Origin of the sequence: Streptococcus intestinihominis, assembly GCF_046824975.1 — a bacterium.
Taxonomy (GTDB): Bacteria; Bacillota; Bacilli; order Lactobacillales; family Streptococcaceae; genus Streptococcus.
In genome coordinates this window covers 276,208-302,351 of record NZ_JBKQBL010000002.1, presented here as the reverse complement: position 1 = coordinate 302,351, position 26,144 = coordinate 276,208, and the positions used below count along the sequence as shown (strand labels likewise).

Genomic DNA, 26,144 nt, shown 5'->3' with positions numbered 1-26,144 from the left:
AAATCCTTGTCCCTCCAACCTATAAATGTTACAATAAGATGATTGAAAATTGACTAGGAGAGAGTGGAAGATGATTTACTTTGATAATTCAGCAACAACCAAACCTTATCCCGAGGCCTTGGCTACCTACACGGAAGTCGCAAGCAAAATTTGGGGCAATCCATCTAGCTTGCACAACCTGGGAAGTCAAGCGACCCGGATCTTGGAGGCATCCCGCAAGCAGATTGCTTCCCTCCTAGGCAAGAAAGCAGAAGAAATCTATTTCACCTCAGGTGGGACTGAAGGAGACAACTGGGCGATCAAGGGAGTTGCTTTTGAAAAAGCTCCTTATGGCAAGCATATCATTGTCTCAGCTATTGAGCATCCGGCTGTGAAGGAATCAGCCCTTTGGCTACAAGGTCAGGGGTTTGAGGTGGATATTGCTCCAGTCGATGCGCATGGCTTTGTCCAAGTAGAAGAGCTGGAAAAACTCTTGCGTCCGGATACAACACTCGTTTCGATCATGGCTGTCAATAATGAAGTGGGTTCTATCCAGCCGATTCAAGCTATTGCAGACCTATTGGCGGATCGTCCGACCATCACTTTCCATGTCGATGGGGTTCAGGCGCTGGCTAAGGTTTCAACCGCTCTATATCTGCCAGAACGGGTGGATCTAGCGACCTTCTCCAGTCACAAGTTCCATGGACTTCGTGGGGTTGGTTTCCTCTATCTCAAAGAAGGCAAAAAGATCAGTCCCCTCTTAACAGGTGGCGGACAAGAAAAGGACCTTCGTTCGACGACTGAGAACTTAGCTGGAATTGCTGCGACTGCCAAGGCCTTGCGCTTGGCGATGGAGCGTCAAGAGGACTTTGAGCACAAGTGCCATCAGTTAAAAGAAGTCATTCGTGAGGAATTAGCCCACTACCCAGATGTGACTGTCTTCTCTGGAGATGAGGGCTTTGCGCCTCATATCTTAACTTTCGGTATTAAGGGAGTGCGAGGAGAAGTCATCGTCCATGCATTTGAAGAGTATGAGATTTATATTTCGACAACCTCTGCCTGCTCTTCCAAGGCTGGTAAACCTGCTGGAACCTTGATCGCCATGGGAGTCGACAAGGCTCTGGCACAAACAGCAGTCCGCCTCAGTCTTGATCTCGAAAATGACATGAGTCAGGTCGAGCAATTTTTGACCAAGTTCAAACTGATCTATGAAAAGACGCGAAAGGTGCGTTAAGGAAAAGAAAAGGAAGTAACTATGCCATTAACTTATTCAGAAATTATGATCCGCTACGGGGAGCTTTCTACTAAAGGAAAGAACCGGATGCGCTTCATCAATAAATTGCGCAATAATATCTCAGATGTTTTGTCCATTTACCCAGCTGTCAAAGTGTCAGCCGATCGGGACCGTGCTCATGCTTATCTAAATGGAACGGATTACGAACCAGTGGCTGAATCTCTTAAACAGGTCTTTGGGATTCAAAACTTTTCACCAGTCTACAAGATTGAAAAATCTGTCCCAGCCTTGATTTCAGCCGTTCAAGAAATCATGCAGGAAATCTACCAGGAAGGGATGACCTTCAAGATTTCCAGCAGACGGAGTGATCACTCTTTTGAACTCGATAGCCGCGAACTCAATCAAACCTTGGGTGGAGCTGTCTTTGAAGCGATTCCAAGTATCCAAGCACAGATGAAAAAACCGGATATCAACCTCCAAGTAGAGATCCGGGAAGAAGCAGCCTATATCTCTTACGAAACCATTAAGGGAGCAGGTGGTCTGCCAGTTGGGACATCTGGTAAAGGCATGCTCATGCTATCTGGAGGAATTGACTCTCCAGTAGCTGGTTACCTAGCTTTGAAGCGGGGTGTGGATATCGAAGCGGTCCACTTTGCTAGCCCGCCTTATACTAGCCCGGGAGCTCTTAAAAAAGCCCACGATTTAACTCGTAAATTAACCAAGTTTGGGGGCAATATCCAGTTTATCGAAGTGCCATTTACTGAGATTCAAGAAGAGATCAAGGCTAAGGCGCCGGAAGCATATCTCATGACCTTGACCCGCCGCTTTATGATGCGGATAACTGATCGCATCCGTCAAATCCGTGGTGGCCTAGTCATCATCAATGGGGAAAGCCTCGGTCAGGTAGCTAGCCAAACGCTAGAGAGTATGCAGGCCATCAATGCGGTAACCAATACACCGGTTATCCGTCCAGTGGTGACCATGGACAAGTTGGAAATCATCGATATTGCCCAAGCCATCGATACCTTTGAAATCTCTATCCAACCGTTTGAAGACTGTTGTACCATCTTTGCACCAGATCGTCCAAAGACTAATCCGAAACTCAAAAATGCGGAGCAGTATGAGCAACGTATGGATGTGGAAGCTTTGGTCGAGCGTGCGGTAGCAGGCATCATGATTACTGAGATCAGACCACAAGCGGAGACTGATGAAGTTGACGAGCTGATTGAGGATTTGTTGTAAGAGATGAAGGTGATCAGATCTCACTAAGAGCCCTGACCACTGGCGTGAGTTTGATAAAGAAAAATAGCACCCTTGAATGTAGATGCGATGCTTCTAGCTTCAAGGGTGCTTTTCTAATGTAAGGGGGACTTAATTCTGTCCTTCTTTGAGTGCTGCTTGAGCGACGGCTAGTCTAGCAGCAGGAACCCGGTAAGGAGAGCAGGAAACGTAGGTGACTTGTATGTCTTGGAAGAAGGAGATTGAAGAAGGATCTCCGCCAACTTCGCCACAGATACCGATAGTGAGGTTCGGTTTTACTTGACGGGCCTTGCTGATAGCAATTCTCATTAATTCACCGACTCCCTCCCTATCGATTTTTTGGAAGGGGTCAAAAGAAAGAATATCCTTGTCCTTGTAGTGGCCGATGAACTTGCCAATATCATCCCGAGAGAAGCCATAGGTCATCTGGGTCAAGTCATTGGTGCCAAAGCTGAAGAAATCTGCTTCTTGAGCCAGCTTATCAGCAGTTAGGCAGGCGCGGGGCAGTTCAATCATGGTACCAATTTCATAAGGGAATGGCTCCTGACCATACTGTTTGAAAAGCTGTTCAATATGCTGAACAAGATACTCTTTGATACATGCTAATTCTTTTTGATCAGCAATTAAAGGAACCATGATTTCCGGCTTAATCTTTTGACCTTCTTGATGCAATTTGATAGCACTTCTAAAAATAGCTTCTGTCTGCATCTTGTAGATATCCGGCTTGGTTATGCCGAGACGGCAACCCCGGTGTCCCAACATCGGATTGCTTTCCTGCAGACTTTCAATACGGTCGGCAAGTTTATCAGGAGATTTTTTTAGTTTGCTTGCTAATAATGCAATTTCTTGGGAATCCTTAGGTAGAAACTCATGCATAGGTGGATCGAGCAGGCGGACAATCATCGGTTTATCTTGGACGGTTTGGAACATTTGGTAGAAATCTTTTTCTTGGAATTCTAGGAGCTTATTGAGGGCTTCTTTTGTTTCTTTTTCGGTATCCGCTAAGATGAGGCGACGCATTTCAAGAATCCGTTCTTGTCCAAAGAACATGTGTTCCGTCCGGGCCAACCCGACCCCTTTGGCCCCAAAGTTCATGGCGGTCGTCAAGTCTTTGACGGTTTCTGCATTGGCTCGAACTTGGAGGATGGCGACTTCATCTGCCCAAACAAGCAAGCGCTGGAGGTCTTGGTTGTTCTCAACTAGGACAGTAGGAAGTTCGCCACGATAAATGCGACCAGAATAACCATCGACGGAGATGAGATCTCCCTCCCTTAGTACCAGATTGCCACAGGAAAGGGTTTTATTTTCTTCACTGATAGTCAATTCCCCGCAACCTGCGACACAGCAAGTTCCCATGCCACGAGCTACAACAGCAGCGTGGGAGGTCATTCCCCCTTGGCTGGTAACAATAGCTTGGCTGACAATCATGCCTTCAATATCTTCTGGGGAAGTTTCTTGCCGAACCAGGATGACTTTATTACCTTCTTGATCGATTTCTTTAGCTCGGTCGGCGGTAAAGACGATTTGGCCAGTAGCTGCACCTGGACTGGCTGGTAGGCCTTGAGCTAAGAAGGGTGATTTCTCTAAAGCAGTTTCTTCAAAGACTGGATGAATCAGTTGACTGATGGAAGTAGGAGCGACTCTCAGGAGAGCTTCTTCCTTACTAATTAGACCTTGATCCACCATATCTAGAGCAATCTTTAAAGAAGCTTTGGCTGTTCGTTTACCATTTCGGGTTTGGAGGATGTAGATCTTGCCTTTCTCAATGGTAAATTCAATATCTTGCATATCCTTATAGTGATTTTCAAGGATCTTGGCGTAGTCTCTGAAAGCCTGATAGGTTTCAGGTTGGATTTCTTTTAAGGCTGCAATCGGCTCAGGAGTGCGGATCCCAGCGACCACATCTTCCCCTTGAGCATTGAGCAAAAATTCACCAAACAGTTCTGTCTCACCAGTTGCAGGGTTTCTAGTGAAGCAAACCCCTGTACCACTGGCTTGGTCACTATTTCCAAAGACCATGGCCTGGACATTGACAGCTGTTCCTAAATCATGAGGGATCTGATGAAGCTCCCGATAAATTCTAGCCCGATTGTTGTTCCAGGATTTGAAGACAGCTTGGATGGCAGCGAAGAGTTGTTCATGAGGGTTCTCAGGAAATTCTTGCTTGTGTTTGGAGTAGAGATCTTTATAGTGCTGGATCAATTCCTGTTGCTGGGCTAGGTCAAAATCATGGACCTTTTTATTCTGTTTTTGTTCAAAAGCTGCTAGTTGATCATCAAAAAGTCCCTTATCGATGCCATAGACTACATCAGCAAACATCTGGAGTAGACGGCGATAGCAGTTGTAGGCAAAATCTAGATTGGTTTCTTTGGCCAGTAATTGAGTCCGCTGATCATTGAGACCAAGATTGAGAATGGTATCCATCATCCCAGGCATAGAAAATTTAGCCCCGCTTCTGACAGACACTAAGAGTAAGTGAGGATCTTCTCCGCTAAAAGACTTACCCGTTTTTTCTTCAAGTTTAGCAACCGCTTTCAAAACTTCCTCTTTCAAAGAGGACTCAAAGAAGTCGGGATTATCGAGATAGTGGATACAACTTTTTGTGGTGATGGTAAATCCAGGAGGAACCGGTAGTCCCAGATGGCTCATCTCAGCTAAATTAGCGCCTTTCCCACCCAGTAGATCATTGGCCTTCGCACTTCCTTCTTCGAAGGAGTAAATCCATTTTGTCATATAAGCCTCCAAAAAACTAAATATGTGTCATATTTAAGACAAAATCATTGTATTATACATCACATATATTTGTCAAACAAAACATACATCTTTTTATGTTGACTAATTGGATTATTCTGCTATAATGTTTATTAAAAATGATGATTATTTAAAACTAAATGATGAAAATATGACAAATATTGCTTTAGAGATGCCTGATATCATCATCATGGAGCTAGAAATAGAAAGGCTAGGAAATTTTGAAATTAAGTGAACGACAAAAGAAAATAGTTGAAATTGTAAAAATGCATCAGCCCTTAAGTGGGGAGAAGATTTCTGATTTATTGGATATTTCAAGAGCGACCCTGCGACCAGATTTGTCCTTTTTGACCTTGGTTGGTATATTGAAAGCGACTCCCAAAATTGGCTATACTTATTCTGGATTAGATCTCGAAACACTTTTCTTTTTTGATACTTTTCAAAAAGAAGTGGCAGAGATCATGACCTCTCCTGTATTAGTCACCCATGATTCCTATATTCAGGATGCCATTATCACCCTATTTATGTATGATGCCGATGTCCTTTATGTTATCGATGAAGACAAGCTCTTACTGGGTATTATGTCCCGTAAAGATTTATTGAGGGCATCTCTTAATTCGAGTATCCAGACCACCCCTGTAGCAGTTTGTATGACTCGAATGCCACATATCATTACCTGTACAAAAGACATGAACATCCTAGAAGCGGCTGCCCTCTTGCAGGATCATGCCATCGATTCCTTACCGGTAGTCGATGAGGAAAATAACCGAAAAATTGTGGGATCGGTGACCAAATCAGTCTTGCTCGATTACATTATCTTACAAGCAAGAAATGCTGAACTGAAGAGTGAAGAGGAATAAATATGAAAAAAGAGATCATTGTATATAGTATTTCAGATTCTTTGGGAGGGACTTCCCAAAAATTATTGTCAGCAGTTACCGCACAGTATCCAGATATCATTTTTAATAATAGTTACCGTTTCCCTTTTATCAATCAAGAAGAGGAACTCTTGGATATCTTATCTGATGCCTTGAAGGATAATGCACTTGTCATCAGCACCTTGGTCAATAGTCAGTTAGCATCAGTAGCTAGAGAATTTAGCCAAAAAAATGGTCTGGCTTATTTAGATCTTATGCATCCATTTTTTGAAATCATCCAAGAAAAGACCGGAACCAGACCAATCGAAGTTCCAGGAACCTTGCACCGCCTGGACAGTGATTATTTTAAAAAGATTTCAGCAATCGAATTCGCTGTGAAATATGATGACGGTAAGGCACCCCAGGGGTTTTTAGAAGCCGATTTGGTCCTGCTTGGTGTTTCCCGTACCTCAAAAACACCCCTGAGTATTTACCTGGCCAATAAGGGCTACAAGGTTGCAAATCTACCTTTGATCCCAGAAGTTCCCTTACCTCAGGTCTTAGATAAGGTTGACTCTCGTCGTTTGATTGGTCTGATCTGTGAGCCCGAAAAATTAATGAAAGTTCGAAGTCATCGCTTGGATTCTTTAGGATTAACACAAGAAACAAGTTATACGGATTTAGAAAAAATCTATCAAGAATTGGATTATTCCAAGAAGGTCTTTAAACAATATGGCGCTCAAGTCATCAATATGACGGATAAATCGATTGAAGAGACAGCTTTCCTAATTGAGGAGCAAGTAAAAAAGATGAACTGATTCTTGAATCAGCCTAGATTGGGTTGTAACTGCAGATTCCTTGGAGAAATGATATGGAGCAATATAAGCGTATTTTACTAGAGAAATTTGATTCTCGTCAAAAAGTCATTACTGAACTCACTAATCTTGAGGCCATTTTAAACCTACCCAAAGGGACAGAGCTCTACATAAGTGATATTCATGGAGAATTTGCGGCTTTTGATTATATTTTGAGAAGTTGCGCTGGAATTTTAAATGAGAAAATTAATGATTGCTTTGGAGCCTCCTTGACACAAGAGGAAAAGAATACATTGTCAGCTCTGGTATCTTATCCAGAGCGGGTTTTGGAACAAGTGAATAAGGAGAAAGAGTGGTATAAATCAACGATTTCTCAACTCTTAACTCTATTGAGTTTTGTAGCAGCTAAATATAGCCGTTCCAAACTGAGAAAGGCCTTGCCCCAGGAATATGCCTATATCATTGAAGAACTGATCTATAGTGATCTTACGCTAGCTGATAAACATTCTTATTTCCATACTATCTTAAGTTATGTTATTGAACTAAGAGAAGCGGATCCTTTTATCTTGGGAATTGCCAGCAGTATTCGTCGCTTATTGATAGATCACCTGCATGTGGTAGGAGATATTTTTGATAGAGGGGCTGGAAGTGCCCAGGTAATGGATGAGCTCCTTCAGTTTCATTCCTTAGATATTCAATGGGGCAATCACGATATCATTTGGATGGGAGCTTTCTTTGGATCCAAGGCCTGTTTATTGAATGTATTGCGCATTGCAGCACGGTACGGTTATTTATGGGATATCGAAAAAGCCTACGGCTTAAACATTCGATCCTTAACCCTGTTTGCGGATAAAACCTACAAAGCCAATCCTAAGTTTAGGCCCATCCTTGGGACAAGAGCAGAGGAATTTACAGCTGAAGAAATATTGCAGCTGGAAAAAGTCCATCAAGCGCTGGCCATTCTCCAATTTAAGATAGAAACTCAATTGATGAAGAGACGGCCGGAATTTCAGATGGACAATCAAATCTTGCTGGATAACATTGATTATTGGAAGAATACAATCAGCATTGACGGGAACAGCTATTCCTTGAAAAACACCTGCTTCCAAACCATAGATCGGGAAAATCCTTCTGAATTATCCTTAGAGGAAAAACAAATAGTAGACAGCATGCTGGCTTCCTTCCAAGGATCTCCCAAAATGGCCAAACATATGGAGCTGTTAATGAAAAAAGGTTCCATGTATAAGGTTTACAACCACCACTTGCTTTTTCATGGCTGTATTCCCTTGAAACCCTCTGGGGAATTTCAACCTCTAGTTCTTCATCAAGCCCAGTATGCTGGGAAAGAATTACTAGACTTTTTCGAATACCATATTCGACTTGCAGCAAAAAACAAAGAAGTTGGGGACGACCTTTCAACCGATATAGTATGGTATTGCTGGCGAGGGCACTTATCTCCTCTCTTTGGGAAGAATAAGATGACGACCTTCGAACGGTATTTTATTGAGGAGACAGAAACGCATAAGGAAATAGAAAATGAGTATTTTAGCTATCGCAATTCAAAAAAGATTTGCCAATTAATTTTAGAAGAATTTGGTCTTGAAGCCAAGGTATCTCGCATTGTGAATGGACATACACCAGTGAAGACAGGAAAAGGGGAATCGCCTATTCGAGGTGAAGGCCTACTCTTTGTCATTGATGGGGGTCTTTGCGAAGCATATCAAAAGAAGACAGGTACAGCAGGCTATTCACTCCTTAATAATTCCTATGGTTTTCAACTGGTAACCCACCAGCCCTTCCAAGACATTCAAAAGGTAGTAGATTCGCCATTTGAGCAAACTTCCTTGAAGAGGGTAATTGAAGACCTGGAGGACCGTACCCTCATCCAATCCACCACCATCGGTCAGAACTTACTAGAACAACAGCAAGAACTGATCCAATTGCTCCATGAATTTTATGATGGGTGAGATCATTCATCAAAGGAAACAACTAAATCATAAATAGCTCCTTTATAAAGATAGCTGAGATTTATAGAAGCCGTTTAATTCTTGTAAACACTTAAAAGAAATTTTTAAAAGAAAATCCGTTTTCAAGGAACAAAAATGCTTGTCTTTGTCTGATAGAAGTGATATACTTAGAGAGTTGACTATGCACATGCCTGTGCAACCGCTCGATCATCGTTGCTCATCCTTTGAGCTTAAGTGGTTCGTCCCACGATGCTAGGCGAGTCTTCACAAAATACGGGGAAACCCAAAAATACATAGGAGGTGCATAATGAGCACATACGCAATCATTAAAACTGGCGGAAAACAAGTTAAAGTTGAAGTTGGTCAAGCAGTCTACGTTGAAAAATTGAACGTTGAAGCTGGTCAAGAAGTTACATTTAACGAAGTTGTTCTTGTTGGTGGTGAAAACACTGTTGTCGGAACTCCACTTGTTTCAGGAGCTACTGTTGTTGGAACTGTTGAAAAACAAGGAAAACAAAAGAAAGTTGTTACTTACAAGTACAAACCTAAAAAAGGTAGCCACCGTAAACAAGGTCACCGTCAACCTTACACTAAAGTTGTCATCAACGCAATCAACGCTTAATTTTTAGGAGAACACATGATACAAGCAGTCTTTGAACGAGCCGAAGATGGCGAGCTGAGGAGTGCAGAAATTACTGGTCACGCCGAAAGTGGCGAATACGGCTTAGATGTCGTGTGTGCATCGGTTTCTACGCTTGCCATTAACTTTGTCAACTCAGTTGAGAAATTTGCAGGCTATGAACCGGAACTAGAATTAAACGAAGAAGAGGGTGGCTTCATGCGGGTCACAATCCCGACAGACATTCCACCTCATCAAAGAGAAATGACCCAACTATTCTTTGAATCATTTTTCTTAGGGATGGCAAACTTATCGGAGAACTCATCCGAGTTCGTCCAAACAAGAGTTATCACAGAAAACTAACATGGAGGAAAACAATTATGTTGAAATTGAATCTTGCTAACTTGCAACTTTTCGCCCACAAAAAAGGTGGAGGTTCTACATCAAACGGACGTGATTCACAAGCTAAACGTCTTGGAGCTAAAGCAGCTGATGGACAAACTGTAACAGGTGGATCTATCCTTTACCGTCAACGCGGTACTCACATCTACCCAGGTGTGAACGTTGGACGTGGTGGAGACGATACTTTGTTCGCTAAAGTTGAAGGCGTAGTACGCTTCGAACGCAAAGGTCGCGATAAGAAACAAGTTTCTGTTTACCCAATCGCAAAATAATTTGTATTCAAAAACTCTCTGACTCATCAGGGAGTTTTTTTGATCTCTCTCGATTGATGTCCCTTTCTTTTTTCATCCTCTAGATTATGGTATAATGGAGTGATATTGTTAGAAGGAAGAAGACATGAATATTCAACAATTACGCTATGTTGTCGCGATTGCCAATAGTGGTACTTTTCGTGAAGCAGCTGAAAAAATGTACGTCAGTCAGCCGAGTCTGTCCATCTCTGTGAGAGATTTGGAAAAGGAACTGGGCTTTAAAATTTTCCGTCGGACTAGTTCAGGGACTTTCTTGACCCGCCGCGGGATGGAATTTTATGAGAAGGCCCAAGAATTGGTCAAGGGCTTTGATGTTTTTCAAAACCAGTATGCCAATCCTGAGGAAGAAAAGAAGGAATTCTCAATCTCGAGTCAGCACTATGATTTCCTTCCTCCTTTGATTACCCAATTCTCTGTCCTTTACCCTGAGAATAAAAATTTCCGGATCTTTGAGTCAACGACGGTTCAAATCCTGGATGAAGTGGCTCAGGGTCATAGTGAATTGGGGATTATCTACCTCAATAAGCAAAATACCAAAGGGATCATGCAACGGGTGGATAAACTGGGCTTGGAAGTCGTTGACCTGATTCCTTTCCAGACCCATATCTATTTGCGCAAGGGTCATCCATTAGCTAAGAAAGAATTCTTAGTGATGGAGGACTTGGCACACCTACCGACTGTTCGCTTCACCCAGGAAAAGGATGAGTATCTCTACTATTCGGAGAACTTCGTCGATACGAGTAGCAGTTCCCAGCTCTTCAATGTGACGGACCGCGCAACCCTGAATGGGATCTTAGAGCGGACCGATGCCTATGCGACCGGGTCTGGCTTCTTGGATAGCCAGTCGGTGAATGGCATTACCGTTATCCCCTTAATCGATGATCTGAATAATAAAATGGTCTATGTCAAGCGGGAAGAGGTGGATCTCTCACCAGTGGCTGAAAAGTTTGTCCAAGTCATGGAAGCCTACTTTGATGAGAAGAGGTAGGTAATGAAGAGAAAAGTAAGTATTTTTATTAGTATCCTCCTCTTGATTCTCCTAGATCAAGCGGTGAAGGGATATGTTGTCAAGGAGATCCCGTTAGGGGGTATGCGTCGCTTCATTCCCAAAGTAGTCAGTCTGACCTACCTCAAGAACTCTGGAGCGGCCTTCTCCATGTTAGAAAACCAACAGTGGTTCTTTACCATCATTACTTTGATTGCGATGGGGGCAGCCTTTGTCTATCTCTATCGCCATATCAAAGGCTCCATTTGGCTCTTGTTGGGATTGACCTTGATTATTTCAGGGGGGATCGGCAACTTTATTGACCGGCTCCGTCAGGGCTTTGTCGTCGATATGTTCCACTTGGATTTTATGAATTTTGCCATCTTCAATGTAGCGGATATCTATTTAACCATCGGGGTGGGACTGCTACTGATTTATCTATTGAGAGAGGAGAGCCATGGAAGTTAGAGTGGAAGTCGCTGGTGCGCGACTGGATAAGGCCGTCTCAGAGTTGACTGAGCTCTCACGTGGCTTGGCCAATGAGCAGATCAAGGAAGGAAAGATCCTCGTTAACGGACAAGTCAAAAAGGCCAAGTATACCGTAAAAGAAGGGGATGTCATCAGTTATGAAGTCCCTCAAGTTGAAGAAGTGACCTATGAGGCAGAAGATATCCCCTTAGAGATCGTCTATCAGGATGCGGATGTCGCAGTGGTCAATAAACCTCAGGGCATGGTGGTCCATCCTAGTGCTGGTCACACCAGTAGAACTCTGGTCAATGCCCTCATGTATCACATTAAGGACTTGTCAGGGATCAATGGAGAGCTTCGTCCGGGCATTGTTCATCGGATTGACAAGGACACCTCTGGCCTCCTCATGGTGGCCAAGAATGATACAGCGCATGTAGCCTTGGCAGATGAACTCAAGGCTAAGAAGTCTCTACGCAAGTATTGGGCTATTGTTCATGGCAATTTGCCTAATGATCGGGGTGTCATCGAGGCACCGATTGGGCGAAGTGACAAGGACCGCAAGAAGCAGGCTGTGACAGCTAAAGGGAAACCTGCCCTGACTCGATTCCATGTCTTGGAGCGTTTCGGGGATTATAGCTTGGTCGAACTGCAATTGGAGACCGGGCGAACCCACCAGATCCGGGTTCACATGGCCTATATTGGCCATCCGGTCGCTGGTGATGAAGTCTATGGACCTCGCAGGACTTTGAAAGGCCATGGGCAATTCCTCCACGCTAAAACACTGGGCTTTACCCATCCTCGGACGGGAGAGGTCATGGAGTTTTCAGTGGAGGTTCCGGATATTTTCCAAAAAACCTTGGAGCAGCTCCGTCAAGGATAAGCATTCAATCATAAAAACGAGTTTACCTCTTGTGGTTCAAACTCGTTTTTTTGTGGGCAAATGGGGGTTCCCCCTGGTCCGCTCTTAGTATTTTTTAAGGCTTTCATGGTATAATGTTACAATCGAATACTCTGGAGAATGAATGGATGAAGAATAAGAGAATTGTGTTTAAAGTGGGAACCTCTTCCCTAACCAATCAAGATGGAAGCTTGTCTCGGAGCAAGGTCAAGGCCATCACCCAACAACTAGCTCTCTTACATGAGCAAGGGCATGAATTGATTTTGGTCTCTTCGGGGGCGATTGCGGCAGGTTTTGGTGCGCTTGGCTTCAAAAAACGTCCAACCAAAATCGCAGACAAACAGGCTTCTGCAGCAGTTGGCCAAGGTCTGCTGTTAGAAGAATATACCTCTAATCTACTTGTCCGCGACATCGTATCTGCCCAGGTCCTCTTGATCCAGGATGACTTTGTCGACCAACGTCGCTATAAAAATGCCCACCAGGCCCTGTCTGTCCTCTTGCAAAGAGGGGCTATTCCGATTATCAATGAGAATGATACAGTTTCGATTGAAGAACTCAAGGTCGGAGACAACGATACCCTAAGTGCCCAAGTGGCGGCTATGGTCCAGGCGGATCTCTTGGTCTTACTGACAGATGTCGATGGTCTTTATACGGGCCATCCTCAAAAAGATCCGACTGCCAAACGCTTGGATCGAATCGATTCAATCAGCAAGGAGATTATCGAGATGGCAGGTGGGGCAGGATCTAGCAATGGTACCGGAGGCATGTTGACAAAAATCAAGGCAGCCACGATCGCTACAGAGTCAGGAGTTCCTGTTTACATCTGTTCATCCTTGAAAGAAGATGCTCTTCTAGAAGCGGCAGAGAAAACCCAGGATGGCAGCTATTTTACAGCTCAGGACAAATTTTTGCGTAATCAGAAACAATGGCTGGCCTTCTATGCCCCTAGTCAAGGTTCTGTATGGCTGGACCAAGGAGCAGTTAAGGCTGTCAAAGAAGAGGGCAAGAGTATCCTTGTGTCCGGTGTGGTAAAGGTTGAGGGAGCCTTCTCTTACTCTGATATTATCACGGTGCACGATGCAGTATCTGGGCAGGTCATTGGGAAAGGGCGTACCCGCTTAGGGGCTGCAGCCATTAAAGATCTCCTCCACGGTCAAAAGCCAAAGGGTATCGTCATTCACCGGGATGATTGGATTGCCATCACACCTGAGGTAGAACTCTTATTTACAGAATTTTAAGGAGGAGTCAGATGGAGACAATTGAACAGATTCGCCTGGCCAAACAGGCCAAAAAAAGTATTAATACTGCGACAAGTGATGAAAAAAATAAAGCCTTAAGAGCTATGGCTGACTCCTTAGTCGAGGCTACAGCTGAAATTCTAGCTGCTAATCAATTGGATATGGAAGCAGCTCGGGGTCGGATTTCGGAGGTCATGCTGGATCGCCTACTCTTGACAGAAGAGCGGATTCAAGCGATGGCAGATGGGATACTCCAAGTGGTTGCCCTACCAGATCCAGTTGGAGAGCTTTTGGAGGAGCGGACCCTGGAGAATGGCTTGGTCATTCAGAAGAAACGAGTGGCCATGGGAGTCATTGGGATTATCTATGAAAGTCGTCCAAACGTGACTTCTGATGCAGCTGCCTTGGCCCTGAAAAGTGGGAGTGCTGTTGTCTTGCGCAGTGGCAAGGATGCCTATCAGACGGCCCATGCCATCGTTTCAGCTTTGAAGACAGGCTTGCAAGCCACTACCATTGATCCGGCTGTCCTCCAGTTGGTAGAAGATACTAGTCGGGAAAGCAGTCTGGTCATGATGAAGGCCAAGGGGGATTTAGATCTTCTCATCCCACGTGGGGGAGCTGGCTTGATCCAAGCTGTCGTAGAGCAAGCAATTGTACCCGTGATTGAGACAGGGACTGGAATTGTCCACGTCTATGTCGATCAGGCGGTGGATTTAGACAAGGCTATCAATATCATCCAGAATGCCAAGACCAGCCGACCATCCGTCTGCAATGCCATGGAAGTCCTCTTGGTGCATGAAGTTATTGCAGGGGACTTTCTGCCACTAGTGAAGAAAGTCTTGGTAGACGAGGCTCCGGTACCAGTGGAGATGCGCTTGGATACTCAAGCCCAGCAAATCATTAACGGTTCACCAGCTTCTGAGACTGACTTTGATACGGAATTCTTAGATTATGTCATGGCCGTGAAGGTCGTCCCTTCTGTAGAAGAAGCCATTGCTCATATCGAAGCCCACAGTACCCATCATTCAGATGCCATTGTCTCTGAAGATGCGACAGCCATTGAACTCTTTAGCAACCAGGTAGACTCGGCGGCCGTTTATGTCAATGCTTCGACCCGCTTCACAGATGGCGGAGAGTTTGGCCTAGGTTGTGAGATGGGCATCTCGACCCAGAAGTTGCATGCGCGTGGTCCTATGGGCTTGCGTGAGCTGACCAGTTATAAGTATCAGGTCACTGGAAATGGTCAAGTGAGGTAAGTCATGAAAGTAGCATTTATCGGTCTTGGAAATATGGGAGCCAGTCTGGCCAAAGCGGTCGCAAAAGAAGTGGCTGCGAAAGATCTGCTTTTGATCAACCGTTCCCCTCAAAAAGTGCAAGAGTTTATCGGCCAGTATGGGGGAACAGCGTCTGATCTTGAAGAGGCTTTTAAAGAAGCGGAGGTCATCTTCTTAGGGGTCAAACCCTACCAGATCTGTCCTCTTTTAGAAGAGTACCAAACTGTCCTGTCTCAACGCTCCAATCTCTTGCTGGTGTCCATGGCTGCAGGCCTGGAGCTAGAAAAAATGGCTGATGTGATCCAGAATGACCAGGTGGGTCTCATCCGCATCATGCCCAATACGCCCGTAGCCATTGGTCAAGGGGTTATCAGTCTGGCTCGCTCTCAAGCAGTGACAGATCAGCAAGTAGCCCAAGTCAACCAGCTCTTAGCAGGAGCAGGGGCTCTCTACGAAATCGAGGAAACATTAATGGATCCTGCAACGGCTGTTGCAGGCTGTGGTCCAGCCTTTGTTTATCAGATGATTGAAGCTATGGCAGATGCAGGAGTAAGCTTAGGGCTTACTCGAGAGCAAGCCTTGCAAATGGCGGCCCAGACCTTCCAAGGAGCTAGTCAAATGGTCCTAGAGACAGGCGAGCACCCAGCCCGCTTGCGAGATGCAGTTTGTAGCCCAGGTGGCTCTACCATCGCAGGAGTCAATCGCTTAGAACAAGTCGGCTTACGGGGCGACATTATTGCAGGAGTGGAAGCAGCCTACAAGCGTACCCAGGAAATGGGACAAGATGCAGCGAAGAAATAGAAAAAAAGATTGGTTTTGGCCAATCTTTCAGATTGAAAATAAAGTCCTCTTAGAAACTTTCCTTAGGTGAGATCGGACGTCAGCGAACTTCCTCGAAGTTCCATGACTAAATTAAGATACAAAGGGCGTCTGCGGATAAAGTCAAAATAGGGAGCAGGACAGAAGCACTGTTGTATGGGATTGCTTCGTTGTCCTGCCCCCACAAGGCTGATTAGTATTCTTCCGAGCTGAAAGGCGAGAGAAGAATTCAATCAGCTACTGTGTCTTGGATTTAGTACTAATGTATTTGCACTTTTGACACAATCCGAAGCTCGTGTTCAATTCATTTTGAGCCCCTTCGCTCTTTAATTTCCGGGCTCAGGCTAAAACAGTTTCCCAAACTGTTTTACTCTCAATAATTCCGAGTGCCTGAAACTAATACGTTTCAGGCACTTTTCTCACGGCGGAAAAGTTTCAATAGAGGCTTGGATAACTCTGGATTTGTTAGATTTGTATAATAGAACATTTTTTCTTTGTTCTCCAAGATTGGTTCTGGCCAATCTTTTTTACGTTAGAGCGACTCTATTTCTACCAAACCGTTTTCGGTCAGACGATAGTTTTTTTGGCAGACTTCTTTGAGGAAGTTCCGGTCGTGGGAGACCGTGACTAGTCCGCCTGGGTAGTCTGCGAATAGGCGTCGAATTTCTGGTTGAGAAGTGGGGGAAAAATTGCGGGTAGGCTCGTCCAAGAGTAGAAACTGGGGACTTGTGAGTACCAGTCGTAGGAGAAAGAGTTTTCCTTGCTGGCCACCAGAAAGCTCAGAGATCGGATGGTGCATTTCAGAATAGGTAAAGTTGAGGGAGGCTAAATGCAATTGAATGGTGTTGATTTCTTCGCGGTCTCCTGAATGCTGTAGAAATTGAACGGGTGTCTGAGTCAAAGGGAGGCCTTCAGTGTAATCTTGCGGCATATAGGCAGAGTGGATACTCTCATTCTTCTGTAGACTTTTCCATATCATTTTTAGGAAAGTGGATTTCCCCACACCGTTGGAACCGATAATCCCTATTTTGTCCTGCCCTTGAAGAGTGAGGGAGAGGTTCTTGACCAGGACCCGGTCACCAATCGCGAGCGCTTCCTGATCTAAGAGAAGGACTCGTTTTTGAGGAGACAAGGGAGTGAGGGGAGGGAAATGCAGATTGATGACTTCCTCATCATAGGGTTGGGAAGTCATGGATTGGAATTCTCGCTCATAGCGCTTTTCTTGTGAGAGGAGGGACTTCATTTTCTTTGCCAGGAGACGTCCAGCAGTGCTATCCTTAGTGTTTCGTAAGGATGTTTCAACTTGCTGACGGACGCGGCGATGCTTCTCCATTGTTTTCTTGTAGGTTCGTTGATCATTGGCGGCTTGCTGAGTCTGTTGCTTGAATTGTTGCTCCCTCTGGCTACTGTAGTCTTGATAGCCTAGGTGCTCTACAATGGTTTCAGCCTCCTTGCGGTGTTTGATCTGTCTTAGGTGGATGATCGTATCCGCCGTCTGCGTCAAAAAATCCTCATGATGGGAAATAAATAGGATTGTTTGGAGGCTCGTTTGGATCATCTGCTGGAGCCAGTCCAGGGTTTCCAAATCCAGATCATTTGAAGGTTCATCTAAAAATAACAATTCATGAGGACGACAAAGTTCGTGAAGAAGTTGGACTTTGAGGCCTTCTCCTCCGGATAGACTTCCAATAGCTTGGTCGCTTGCAAAGCGGTCGCTATCAAATTGCAATTGATCAGCCAGTCTGTAGAGGGTGGCATAGTCTAGCTCGTCTTCTCCAAAAAAATATTCTTCCAAGGTTTTTCCTTTCAAGGCTTCCGGCAAAGTCTGGGGGATATAGGCATAGGAGTGAAATGAAGTGGTGATTTCTCCTTCCATGCTCAGATAATCTGGTAGGGATTTTGGGGACATGAGGACTTGAAGTAAGGAAGATTTTCCATTTCCTTCTTCGCCAATAATAGCAACTTTTTCTCCTTCATGAATGGTTAGGGATAGATCGCGAACCAAATCACGTAAATCTTTTGTATGGCGGATGGTAAGGTGGGATAGTTTTATCATAAGATTCCTTTCTACTGGGACAAAAAACAGCTCTACCTATTTAGTAGAGCTGTATTCAAGTGGAACCCAAATAGAAAAAGACCTAATATAGCCAACAAGAAGTTGGAGAATAGGCAAGAGGGTACACAAAAAGAGATAGAACAAGCAGTCCACTAAATAAAGTATCTTATTTAACGAAACTTAGTTGTTCATATCTCCTTACCTCCGAATGTGATTAGCTTTATTCTATTCCTTTCATTCTTTCTTGTCAAGGAAATCCTTGCTTTACCCTCTCTTTTCTACTCGGGATTTGGTGCGAAATGTGGTATAATAAAGGTTATGCAAGCTAAACCGTCCTCTGCCTATGTGCATATTCCATTTTGTACCCAGATTTGTTATTATTGTGACTTTTCGAAGGTTTTTATCAAGAATCAACCGGTCGATGCCTATTTGGAACACCTGATCCAGGAGACTCGGTCATATGAGATTGGCAAACTCCGGACCCTCTACATCGGTGGAGGGACGCCGACAGCTCTATCTGCCCAGCAACTGGCCTATCTCTTGACAGAATTGCCCAAGGTCATGGACCTATCGGAGGTAGAGGAGTTTACCATCGAGGCCAATCCTGGAGATTTGGATCCGGATAAGATCGCAGTCCTCAAGGACTCTCAGGTCAACCGGGTCTCTCTGGGGGTTCAAACCTTTGATAATAAGATGTTGAAGAAGATTGGGCGGAGCCACAAGGAGCAGGATATTTATGACAATATCCGCCACCTTAAGCAGGCAGGCTTTGACAATATTTCCATTGACTTGATTTATGCTCTGCCCGGTCAGACCATGGACCAGGTCAAGGAAAATGTCGCTAAGGCGATCGATTTGGACATTCCCCATATGAGCCTCTATAGCTTGATTTTAGAGAACCACACGGTCTTTATGAATCGCATGAGACGGGGCAAGCTTCCTCTACCGAAAGAGGAGCTGGAAGCAGAGATGTTCGAGTACATCATTGAGGAATTGGAAAAAGCAGGCTTTGAGCATTATGAGATTTCCAATTTCTCCAAGCCAGGCTTTGAAAGTCGACACAATCTGGTCTACTGGGATAATGCAGAATACTATGGTCTAGGAGCAGGAGCTTCTGGTTATGTGGATGGGATTCGCTACAAGAATCACGGACCTATCCGGCATTATCTGGAGGCAGTTGAAGCAGGTAAGGCTCGAATCACAGAGGAACACCTGACACTGGAAGAGAAGATGGAAGAGGAGTTGTTCCTCGGTCTACGGAAAAAGACAGGTGTGTCCAAGGCACGTTTTGAAGAAAAATTCGGTGTGTCCTTTGACCAACGCTATGGACAAGTGGTGGCCAGTCTGACGGAGCAGGGACTTTTGGTTCCAGATGACAAGCAAGTCCGGATGACCAAGAGAGGTTTGTTCCTTGGTGATACCGTAGCAGAGAAATTTATATTGGAGTAAAAGATGGCTAAAATTTATCAGTATGACATGAAAGTTCCTTTTGATATGAGCGATGTGAATGGCTTTATCAAGATGCCCCAGCTCATCCTCCTGTCCTTACAGGTATCAGGCATGCAGTCCATGGAGATCGGTGTCAGTGACAAGGACCTGCTCGAACAGTACAATCTAGTCTGGATTATCACTGACTATGACATCAGGGTTCATCGCCTACCGGTCTTTGATGAACTGATTACCATTGAGACTCAAGCACTCGCCCACAATCGTCTCTTTTGCTATCGTTCCTTTGTCGTTAGAGACCAGAAGGGGGAAGCCATCGTCGAGATGGTGGCTACCTTCGTCTTGATGGACCGGGACAGCCGCAAGGTCCAATCTGTACCAGAGGAGATCACAGAGCCATATGAGTCACCATTTGAGAAGAAGATCCGCCGTGGTCCACGCTATCCAGAACTGAATGGAGCCATGGAGCAGGACTACCATGTACGTTTCTATGATTTAGATATGAACGGCCATGTCAACAACAGCAAGTACTTGGACTGGGTCTTTGAAGTCATGGGAGCGGAATTCCTAACCCAGCATATCCCCAAACGGGTCCATCTCAAGTATGTCAAGGAAGTCTTGCCTGGAGGTATGATCACCTCTAGCGTCGAGCGGGAAGGGATGATCAGCAATCATGTCATCTCATCAGAAGGCCAAATCCACGCCCAAGCCCTCATCACTTGGGAAGAAATAGATAAGGAAACATTATGGAAAAACGAAGATTAAAACAGAAAAAAGAAGACTTGATGGAGGTTCAACGACGGGTTGTTGCTTATGCTCGTCGTAAGAAAAATCCCCTCTATGTGTTGGGAGATGGTTTCTTGACCTTAGTCGCAGCTTTTTATATCTTTATTGAAGAAGCGGTTCGTTTTGTCCGCTATCGGTTGAGTTTTGAAGCCTTTATGCGTTTTCTCAAGGAAGATGTTCGCTGGTATCGTGTCTGGATTCATTTGATTTTGGCCTTTATCCTGCCTGTCGTTGTCTTTTCCTTGAGTATTACCAGCCAATCGGGTAGTTTCTGGAGTAACTTCTTTGATAAGCTCTCTCAAGGTGTCCTCTTTAGTACGACTGTCAGCCTCGCAGCGACCTTAATGACAGATTTCATCGAGACCATGAAGCCTATCCAGGCAGGGAAAGAAAGCAATGAGGAAAAAGAGAGCGGCGTCTATACCATTACCATTGATCAAGCTAAGATCGGTGGCTTGATGGTGACTATCGTCATCTTGATGATTTCATCCTTCCTCTTTACTCAGGCTGGAAAAGCAAGTATCAATTTCTTCGGTTTGGTCCTTCAATTTGCCTTATATGGGGCTTGTTTGCTTCTGTATGGAGCAGGAGGCCAGTTTCAGGATCAGGACAAAGTAGCAGAGGAAGCAAGTGAAAAAGGAGACCAAGAATCTCATGACTTATAAGGGTTATTTAATTGACTTAGATGGAACCATCTACAAGGGCAAGGAGCGGATCCCTGCTGGGGAAGCCTTTGTTCATGAATTGCAAGAGCGTCAAATCCCCTATCTCTTTGTGACCAACAATACTACCCGGACGCCGGAAATGGTCCGAGAAATGCTGGCAGGCCAGTTCAATATCGAAACGCCATTGGATACCATCTATACAGCGACACTAGCAACCATTGATTATATGGTGGACATGAATCTTGGGAAAACTGCCTATGTCATTGGAGATGTAGGCTTGAAACAGGCCATTGCTGAGGCAGGCTTTGTCGAAGATACGGTAAATCCAGCCTATGTGGTGGTGGGTCTCGACTGGGAAGTAGACTATGAGAAATTCTCCATTGCGACCTTGGCTATTCAAAAGGGAGCCCATTTCATCGGGACAAATCCAGACCTTAATATTCCGACAGAGCGCGGGATGATGCCAGGGGCTGGTGCTCTAAATGCCCTGATCGAAGCGGCGACGCGCGTGAAGCCAACCTTTATCGGGAAGCCCAATGCCATTATCATGGATAAGGCCATCGCTCACCTGGGACTAGAGCGCGAAGAAGTGGTCATGGTGGGAGATAATTACCTGACCGACATCCGAGCAGGGATTGACAATGGCATTCCTACTTTGCTGGTGACCACTGGCTTTACCAAGCCAGAAGAAGTGCCAGACCTACCCTTGCCACCAACGCACGTCCTATCGAGCTTAGCGGAGTGGGATTTCGATGCGTGATCGGTTGAAAGTAACGGGCTTTGTCCTCTGGCTCTTAGCAACGGTGATTTTGGGGGCCATTCTACTAGCCTGGTTGATCTATCCCATGGAGATTGGCTGGTTAAGAATTCAGAATCGGACTGGTTTGGCTCCAACAGTCATCCAGAAGAATTTTCAGATCCTTATGCAGTATTTGACCAGTCCTTTTACCTGGAAGTTGGAGATGCCTGATTTTCCATCTTCTCCCGATGGGCTCCATCATTTTCAAGCAGTCAAGTACCTCTTTCACCTGACCCAGGTCTTATTCCTGATCTTGTTGCCAGTAGCTGTACGATTTATTCGAACAGTGATGCGTAAGGGCTACGCAGGCCTCTATCGCCCTTTATTTGGTGGGATGGTTCTCTTGCCGATTATTATAGGAGGAGTGACCCTCTTTATTGGTTTTGATCAATTCTTTACCCTCTTTCACCAAGTCCTCTTTGTCGGAGATGCTACCTGGCTCTTTGATCCTTATCGGGATCCGATTATTCTAGCACTACCGGAGGACTATTTCCTACATGCCTTTCTGATTTTCTTTGTATTGTATGAAGGGGCTTTTGGATGGTGCTACGGGTGGAGTTGGAAAAGAAAAACAGTAGATTAGTGGAGTGAATGGATGAAACAGTTCAATCGATTTATAGATCCCAAAAAGGATTTGGGAAGCTTTTCAGGGATGGTTTGCCTCTATCTCTTGGTCATGGTCTTTGTCAGCATCATTTCGACCTTTGCCATTACCCTCTTTATGTATGGACGGTATGGGGTGGAGATGGCAGAGAAGCAGGAGGAAGTCGCTTCAATCATCAATGGAAATGGGATTAGCTACTTGATATCTGTCAGTATAGGTATCCTCCTATTTGCCCTTTATCGGCAAGGATCACTCTTTAAAGGAGATGTGAGACAAAAGGGACGCAAGATGACCTGGCAGATTTTCTTAGTGTTCATTGCCTTCTTGGGGTTTGCCCAATTGGCTTCTAGTGCCTTATCTCAGCTATTGGACCACATGATGGAAACCTTAGGCTTTTTCAAGCCTCAAGAGGATATGTCTGAGCAACTCAGCCAATCTTGGAGTCTCTTGCTCTATGCGACCCTGATCGGTCCCATCACGGAGGAATTGGTATTCCGGGCGGCTGGCTTGAGAGCCTTAGAAAAGTATGGAAAAGTCTTTGCGATTGTCATGACAGCCTTGGCTTTTGGAATGTTCCATGCCAATTTTGATCAGTTGTTCTTTGCGACGATTATCGGCTTTGGCTTTGGCTACTTGACCTTCGAGTATTCGATCTGGTGGGCTATTTTCTACCATATCTTTAACAACCTGGTCCTCTCTCAAGGGCTTCATTACCTCGGCACCCATGTCAATATGAATGTGGCCGAGTGGGTTCAAATTCTAGTCTTTTTAGGTGGAACCATCGCCTTTACCATTGTCTTGGTTTTAAAGAGAAAAGCTATTTTTCACTACATACAAGAAAACCGACCAGCACCAGGCGTCTTCCAAAGAAGCATGTATTCCTTCTGGTTCTGGGTCTTGGTCCTTGGGACAACTCTTATGTCCTTACTTCCTTACCTAAGAGGTTATTAATATCAAAGAGGCTGGGACAAAAGTCCTAGCCTCTCAATTCTTTTTGGATTGTCGAGCAATACGCAGTGGTTGAGTGGGCTCTACCACGCAGATTTCATCAGCTTTTACAGCCCTACTCAACTGTGCGGAGGTGGGACGACGAAATCGAATTCTAACGAATTACCGATTTCTGTCCCACTCTCTTTTTTGCTATAATAGAGGTAGTAGAAGTGATGGTAAGCGATCAGGTTGATTGGAAATTGCTTGCTGCATCATCGCTCGGTCTAGATCTACTAAGAAGTATACGAAAGAAATTGTCAATGAAATAGGAGTTTTATGGTTAAAGATTATAGAGAACTTAGAAAGCGTTACAATATTCCAGTGATCGTCCTACTGGTCATTCTAGCCCTACCATTTTTGTATATTGTGCACGTAACCCAAAGTAAAAATATTGCAACCATTTGTTTTTTGATTTACCTAATGATTGAGCTGGTTCTAGCTATCATTAAAGATACGCTTTTAATCAAAAGGTTGTATAGTCTCATCTATGAGGATATCAATCTTGACCTGATGGCAAGCTATATTCTGACTCAAAAAAGAAAGAGTATCAAAACTATTAAAGCGCGTGTACAGGTTGCCACTATTTTCTATTTCTATAGGATTGGTGACTTTGGATCCATTGAAGCAGTTGTAAAGGAACTCAAGGAGAATCAGAAGTTTACAGATGCTGAACAAGTAAAATTAAACGAAATTCTCTTGAATGCGAACCTATTTTCTAGGCCGGATTTGAAGGAGGATGAGTTTGAGGAGTTACTCTCTAACTATTTCGCAGATGATGAACCACTCAAAATGGCTTACAGAGCCCGCTACGATATTCTGGTCAAAAAAGAGCCCAATGATGCCATCTTAAAGGAAGTAACAACTACCAAATTCTCTCAATTGGAATCCATGTACCTAAGGGCAGTCAATGAGTCCCTAAAAGGAAATATTAATGAGGCAAGGGAGCTATTTGCTACCATTGTGAAAGAAGATGAGAGACTGTATCTAGTCAGAATGGCTCAGGCCTATCTAGATAGTGAAAACTCAGGAGAAAAGAGTGTTTCACTTGATACAAGACAAGAAGAAGTTACATTGAAACTATTGCGAATGAAGCTGGTAGAAGTGAAGCCCATTCGATCGAATAAAGGCCTAGCTTTCTTTAAAGGATGGAAAATTGCTTTACTGTTAATTCCTCCGTTTTTATTGTATGCGATGATTTTAGTTGGAATAGCAGTCATCAAAAAAATAGTTACATCCGTTCTGTCGAAATTTGAAAAATAGGTGAAAACAGCTTAAGTTTGAAAATCCTATAGAAAGGATCTGTTTAAATGTTGAAAAAAAGAAAGAAAAAAGTCATGCTTTCGGTTCTCCTTGCTCTCACACTCATAGTAGTTGCTTGGGTTTGTTATGACTCCTATAATAGAAACTATTATAGTCAATTTGGTCAGTACAACGGGAAAGCCAAAATTGATGACTATGAGATGATTGCGGATGGTGCTGGTCTGATTGCTCACTGGAAATCAACGACACCTGAGGAAGATCAGAAAATAAAGAAGTATGGAAGTTATAGAAATTACAACCAGATTCGTGCGGGAGAATATCACATTCTGCGTTCCAATATGAAATTAAAAGATAATCCCTATTTTTATAAGGAACGACCATCTAAGGATGAATATTGGACGTTGAGCCTTTATAAGATCGAAGGAAAGAAATTAAAAGAAGAGAAAGAAATTGATTTATATAAGTTAGTGGAGAACTTTGATTCTAACTATATTCCATCAGACTTAGGTTCCATATATAGATCCAATGGAAGCGAACTAGTTGAATTATCTATTAGAAGTTTGAAAGATCCTTCTGTTCGAAAGGAGATTTTTCTTAATTTGGATACCCATAAACTGGAACAACACGATCAACTTGCGATAAATGACAAGAGGAAACCTTCAGTACAGTTCAACCTTGATCAAGATCCAGATAGCAGTGGTTCGAAATATATATTTTTAGACCATGATAGTTTCTTTTTTGATCCTAAAAACTTATCAAAAACGCGATTCAAAAAATCTTCGAAAGCTTATCAGTTGCTTGAACAAAAGGATACAAAAGTAATAATTTTAAATCCTAGGAACAGTGCCGATCGATATTCAAGGCCCATGTCTGTATATGAACTCTTTATGAAGAAGGGTGTAAATCTCTATAGAGATGCCACAATTCCGGCTGAGTTGTCAATAGATGGACAAGAACATACCATTCAGACAAAAGAAGAATTTGATCGATATTACGATTTGGAAAAGGCCCGGAAAATCTTAAATGCAACCGATTGATGTTGGAAAGGAAACAAAATGATATCATTCAGGCAAATGAATACGATAAAGATGATGGTGCAAAATATTTTGACTAATTGAAGGCAAAATATAATCGGAATATCAATATGAATCACTTATGAGGGAATATAATGAAAAAAATAATGAAATCAAAATTAGTCTCGATTCGTTTATTTTAGACGGAGTGTTAGGAAAAGATTTACATATTCATCTTTAAAAATAAGAATAACGATACGACCCCCCACTTTAAGATGTATATGCATTGCCAGCAATACCAAAATATATGACTGATGTTACTCTGGAATCAGGTACACCATTGAGAACAGGGATTGTAGGAGAAGAAGGTATGACCCAACTAGAACAAGCAATCATCTCCCCCTTGCCAACGGATGCGCTATTACAGGAAAGAGAAACGGCGTGGAAGATTAAACTGCCTGATGATTATAAAACATTTATAAAATCAAAGAATGGGGTCATTCCGACCAAACGGTATTTTCATTTTGGGAATAACAACAAAGTAGTCGAACGTTTTTTGTGTGTATTAGAATACGCAAAAGACAATCCACTTGGCATGTATGAGATTGATGTTGTAATGTCCCAATTGGATGAACGACTGTTTGTCCA

General features: G+C 43.9%; 25 protein-coding genes and 1 other annotated feature. Of the genes, 23 read left to right on the top strand and 2 right to left on the bottom strand.

Features of this window, described 5'->3' with window-relative positions; genetic code table 11:
• Positions 1 to 70 precede the first annotated feature (70 nt).
• Both ACLOR3_RS04865 and thiI read left to right on the top strand, forming a co-directional pair.
• Complete coding sequence (locus tag ACLOR3_RS04865) at positions 71 to 1,213, top strand: cysteine desulfurase family protein (protein ID WP_411400243.1); 1,143 nt, start codon at positions 71 to 73, stop codon at positions 1,211 to 1,213.
• Positions 1,214 to 1,234: 21 nt separating this feature from the next.
• Positions 1,235 to 2,455, top strand: coding sequence for a tRNA uracil 4-sulfurtransferase ThiI (thiI, locus tag ACLOR3_RS04860; protein WP_411400244.1), 1,221 nt, complete (start codon positions 1,235 to 1,237; stop codon positions 2,453 to 2,455).
• A gap of 129 nt (positions 2,456 to 2,584) precedes the next feature.
• On the opposite strand, the gene ppdK is transcribed toward thiI, so the two are convergent.
• Positions 2,585 to 5,206, bottom strand: coding sequence for a pyruvate, phosphate dikinase (ppdK, locus tag ACLOR3_RS04855; RefSeq protein ID WP_048716740.1), 2,622 nt, complete (start codon positions 5,204 to 5,206; stop codon positions 2,585 to 2,587).
• Between the two features lie 239 nt (positions 5,207 to 5,445).
• On the opposite strand from ppdK, the gene ACLOR3_RS04850 reads away from it, so the two are divergent.
• The 12 genes from ACLOR3_RS04850 to proC all read left to right on the top strand — a co-directional run bounded on the left by ACLOR3_RS04850 (position 5,446) and on the right by proC (position 15,859).
• Positions 5,446 to 6,084 carry a helix-turn-helix transcriptional regulator gene (locus ACLOR3_RS04850; RefSeq protein ID WP_285338050.1) on the top strand — a complete coding sequence of 213 codons (639 nt, stop codon included), beginning with the start codon at positions 5,446 to 5,448 and terminating at the stop codon, positions 6,082 to 6,084.
• Positions 6,085 to 6,086: 2 nt separating this feature from the next.
• On the top strand, positions 6,087 to 6,899 hold the full coding sequence (locus ACLOR3_RS04845; protein ID WP_411400245.1) for a pyruvate, water dikinase regulatory protein: 813 nt from the start codon (positions 6,087 to 6,089) through the stop codon (positions 6,897 to 6,899).
• Between the two features lie 53 nt (positions 6,900 to 6,952).
• A complete protein-coding gene (locus ACLOR3_RS04840) occupies positions 6,953 to 8,863 on the top strand; it encodes a fructose-1,6-bisphosphatase (RefSeq protein ID WP_411400247.1) in 1,911 nt (636 codons plus the stop codon).
• A 187-nt stretch (positions 8,864 to 9,050) separates the two neighbouring features.
• Positions 9,051 to 9,137: a sequence feature (ribosomal protein L21 leader region), on the top strand.
• 33 nt (positions 9,138 to 9,170) lie between these two features.
• Positions 9,171 to 9,485 (top strand): 50S ribosomal protein L21, encoded by a 315-nt coding sequence (gene rplU, locus ACLOR3_RS04835; protein WP_003007734.1) that lies wholly within the window; start codon positions 9,171 to 9,173, stop codon positions 9,483 to 9,485.
• 15 nt (positions 9,486 to 9,500) lie between these two features.
• A complete protein-coding gene (locus ACLOR3_RS04830; RefSeq protein ID WP_006596492.1) occupies positions 9,501 to 9,845 on the top strand; it encodes a ribosomal-processing cysteine protease Prp in 345 nt (114 codons plus the stop codon).
• Positions 9,846 to 9,862: 17 nt separating this feature from the next.
• Positions 9,863 to 10,156, top strand: a complete 294-nt coding sequence (gene rpmA / locus ACLOR3_RS04825; protein ID WP_003002805.1) for a 50S ribosomal protein L27 — start codon at positions 9,863 to 9,865, stop codon at positions 10,154 to 10,156.
• 124 nt (positions 10,157 to 10,280) lie between these two features.
• Positions 10,281 to 11,183 carry a LysR family transcriptional regulator gene (locus ACLOR3_RS04820; protein WP_154852655.1) on the top strand — a complete coding sequence of 301 codons (903 nt, stop codon included), beginning with the start codon at positions 10,281 to 10,283 and terminating at the stop codon, positions 11,181 to 11,183.
• Between the two features lie 3 nt (positions 11,184 to 11,186).
• Positions 11,187 to 11,648, top strand: coding sequence for a signal peptidase II (gene lspA, locus ACLOR3_RS04815; protein ID WP_048716749.1), 462 nt, complete (start codon positions 11,187 to 11,189; stop codon positions 11,646 to 11,648).
• A complete protein-coding gene (locus ACLOR3_RS04810; protein ID WP_411400248.1) occupies positions 11,638 to 12,528 on the top strand; it encodes an RluA family pseudouridine synthase in 891 nt (296 codons plus the stop codon). Before lspA ends, ACLOR3_RS04810 begins: the two co-directional genes overlap by 11 nt.
• Positions 12,529 to 12,674: 146 nt before the next feature.
• Positions 12,675 to 13,784, top strand: a complete 1,110-nt coding sequence (gene proB, locus ACLOR3_RS04805; RefSeq protein ID WP_154852661.1) for a glutamate 5-kinase — start codon at positions 12,675 to 12,677, stop codon at positions 13,782 to 13,784.
• Positions 13,785 to 13,795: 11 nt separating this feature from the next.
• The gene (locus tag ACLOR3_RS04800) at positions 13,796 to 15,040 is read left to right on the top strand and encodes a glutamate-5-semialdehyde dehydrogenase (protein WP_306474657.1); all 1,245 of its coding nucleotides are present in this window, start codon (positions 13,796 to 13,798) and stop codon (positions 15,038 to 15,040) included.
• Between the two features lie 3 nt (positions 15,041 to 15,043).
• Positions 15,044 to 15,859, top strand: coding sequence for a pyrroline-5-carboxylate reductase (proC, locus tag ACLOR3_RS04795; protein ID WP_306474656.1), 816 nt, complete (start codon positions 15,044 to 15,046; stop codon positions 15,857 to 15,859).
• Between the two features lie 550 nt (positions 15,860 to 16,409).
• Here the strand turns inward: proC and ACLOR3_RS04790 are convergent.
• Complete coding sequence (locus ACLOR3_RS04790; RefSeq protein WP_411400249.1) at positions 16,410 to 17,933, bottom strand: ATP-binding cassette domain-containing protein; 1,524 nt, start codon at positions 17,931 to 17,933, stop codon at positions 16,410 to 16,412.
• 318 nt (positions 17,934 to 18,251) lie between these two features.
• Between ACLOR3_RS04790 and hemW the strand changes: the two genes are divergently transcribed.
• From hemW to ACLOR3_RS04745, 9 genes are all read left to right on the top strand, one after another.
• A complete protein-coding gene (gene hemW, locus ACLOR3_RS04785; protein ID WP_411400250.1) occupies positions 18,252 to 19,382 on the top strand; it encodes a radical SAM family heme chaperone HemW in 1,131 nt (376 codons plus the stop codon).
• A 3-nt stretch (positions 19,383 to 19,385) separates the two neighbouring features.
• The gene (locus ACLOR3_RS04780; RefSeq protein WP_154852678.1) at positions 19,386 to 20,144 is read left to right on the top strand and encodes an acyl-ACP thioesterase domain-containing protein; all 759 of its coding nucleotides are present in this window, start codon (positions 19,386 to 19,388) and stop codon (positions 20,142 to 20,144) included.
• On the top strand, positions 20,126 to 20,830 hold the full coding sequence (locus ACLOR3_RS04775) for a hypothetical protein (protein WP_229046184.1): 705 nt from the start codon (positions 20,126 to 20,128) through the stop codon (positions 20,828 to 20,830). The genes ACLOR3_RS04780 and ACLOR3_RS04775 overlap by 19 nt, the downstream gene beginning before the upstream one ends.
• Positions 20,820 to 21,590, top strand: a complete 771-nt coding sequence (locus tag ACLOR3_RS04770; protein WP_368387341.1) for a TIGR01457 family HAD-type hydrolase — start codon at positions 20,820 to 20,822, stop codon at positions 21,588 to 21,590. Before ACLOR3_RS04775 ends, ACLOR3_RS04770 begins: the two co-directional genes overlap by 11 nt.
• Entirely contained in the window at positions 21,583 to 22,212 is a 630-nt protein-coding gene (locus ACLOR3_RS04765; RefSeq protein WP_154852684.1) for a TIGR01906 family membrane protein, read from the top strand. Before ACLOR3_RS04770 ends, ACLOR3_RS04765 begins: the two co-directional genes overlap by 8 nt.
• Positions 22,213 to 22,224: 12 nt before the next feature.
• Complete coding sequence (locus ACLOR3_RS04760; RefSeq protein ID WP_368387342.1) at positions 22,225 to 23,184, top strand: CPBP family intramembrane glutamic endopeptidase; 960 nt, start codon at positions 22,225 to 22,227, stop codon at positions 23,182 to 23,184.
• Positions 23,185 to 23,499: 315 nt separating this feature from the next.
• On the top strand, positions 23,500 to 24,483 hold the full coding sequence (locus ACLOR3_RS04755) for a hypothetical protein (RefSeq protein ID WP_368387343.1): 984 nt from the start codon (positions 23,500 to 23,502) through the stop codon (positions 24,481 to 24,483).
• 47 nt (positions 24,484 to 24,530) lie between these two features.
• Positions 24,531 to 25,520 (top strand): hypothetical protein, encoded by a 990-nt coding sequence (locus ACLOR3_RS04750; protein ID WP_368387344.1) that lies wholly within the window; start codon positions 24,531 to 24,533, stop codon positions 25,518 to 25,520.
• Between the two features lie 346 nt (positions 25,521 to 25,866).
• Positions 25,867 to 26,144: SMI1/KNR4 family protein (locus tag ACLOR3_RS04745; protein ID WP_412037033.1), on the top strand; the 278-nt coding region annotated here is incomplete at its 3' end.

Coding starts and splice junctions, on each gene's coding strand:
- ACLOR3_RS04865 (WP_411400243.1), top strand. CDS start 71: ATGATTTACTTTGATAATTCAGCAACAACCAAACCTTATCCCGAGGCC.
- thiI (WP_411400244.1), top strand. CDS start 1,235: ATGCCATTAACTTATTCAGAAATTATGATCCGCTACGGGGAGCTTTCT.
- ppdK (WP_048716740.1), bottom strand. CDS start 5,206: ATGACAAAATGGATTTACTCCTTCGAAGAAGGAAGTGCGAAGGCCAAT.
- ACLOR3_RS04845 (WP_411400245.1), top strand. CDS start 6,087: ATGAAAAAAGAGATCATTGTATATAGTATTTCAGATTCTTTGGGAGGG.
- ACLOR3_RS04840 (WP_411400247.1), top strand. CDS start 6,953: ATGGAGCAATATAAGCGTATTTTACTAGAGAAATTTGATTCTCGTCAA.
- rplU (WP_003007734.1), top strand. CDS start 9,171: ATGAGCACATACGCAATCATTAAAACTGGCGGAAAACAAGTTAAAGTT.
- ACLOR3_RS04830 (WP_006596492.1), top strand. CDS start 9,501: ATGATACAAGCAGTCTTTGAACGAGCCGAAGATGGCGAGCTGAGGAGT.
- rpmA (WP_003002805.1), top strand. CDS start 9,863: ATGTTGAAATTGAATCTTGCTAACTTGCAACTTTTCGCCCACAAAAAA.
- ACLOR3_RS04820 (WP_154852655.1), top strand. CDS start 10,281: ATGAATATTCAACAATTACGCTATGTTGTCGCGATTGCCAATAGTGGT.
- lspA (WP_048716749.1), top strand. CDS start 11,187: ATGAAGAGAAAAGTAAGTATTTTTATTAGTATCCTCCTCTTGATTCTC.
- ACLOR3_RS04810 (WP_411400248.1), top strand. CDS start 11,638: ATGGAAGTTAGAGTGGAAGTCGCTGGTGCGCGACTGGATAAGGCCGTC.
- proB (WP_154852661.1), top strand. CDS start 12,675: ATGAAGAATAAGAGAATTGTGTTTAAAGTGGGAACCTCTTCCCTAACC.
- ACLOR3_RS04800 (WP_306474657.1), top strand. CDS start 13,796: ATGGAGACAATTGAACAGATTCGCCTGGCCAAACAGGCCAAAAAAAGT.
- proC (WP_306474656.1), top strand. CDS start 15,044: ATGAAAGTAGCATTTATCGGTCTTGGAAATATGGGAGCCAGTCTGGCC.
- ACLOR3_RS04790 (WP_411400249.1), bottom strand. CDS start 17,933: ATGATAAAACTATCCCACCTTACCATCCGCCATACAAAAGATTTACGT.
- hemW (WP_411400250.1), top strand. CDS start 18,252: ATGCAAGCTAAACCGTCCTCTGCCTATGTGCATATTCCATTTTGTACC.
- ACLOR3_RS04780 (WP_154852678.1), top strand. CDS start 19,386: ATGGCTAAAATTTATCAGTATGACATGAAAGTTCCTTTTGATATGAGC.
- ACLOR3_RS04775 (WP_229046184.1), top strand. CDS start 20,126: ATGGAAAAACGAAGATTAAAACAGAAAAAAGAAGACTTGATGGAGGTT.
- ACLOR3_RS04770 (WP_368387341.1), top strand. CDS start 20,820: ATGACTTATAAGGGTTATTTAATTGACTTAGATGGAACCATCTACAAG.
- ACLOR3_RS04765 (WP_154852684.1), top strand. CDS start 21,583: ATGCGTGATCGGTTGAAAGTAACGGGCTTTGTCCTCTGGCTCTTAGCA.
- ACLOR3_RS04760 (WP_368387342.1), top strand. CDS start 22,225: ATGAAACAGTTCAATCGATTTATAGATCCCAAAAAGGATTTGGGAAGC.
- ACLOR3_RS04755 (WP_368387343.1), top strand. CDS start 23,500: ATGGTTAAAGATTATAGAGAACTTAGAAAGCGTTACAATATTCCAGTG.
- ACLOR3_RS04750 (WP_368387344.1), top strand. CDS start 24,531: ATGTTGAAAAAAAGAAAGAAAAAAGTCATGCTTTCGGTTCTCCTTGCT.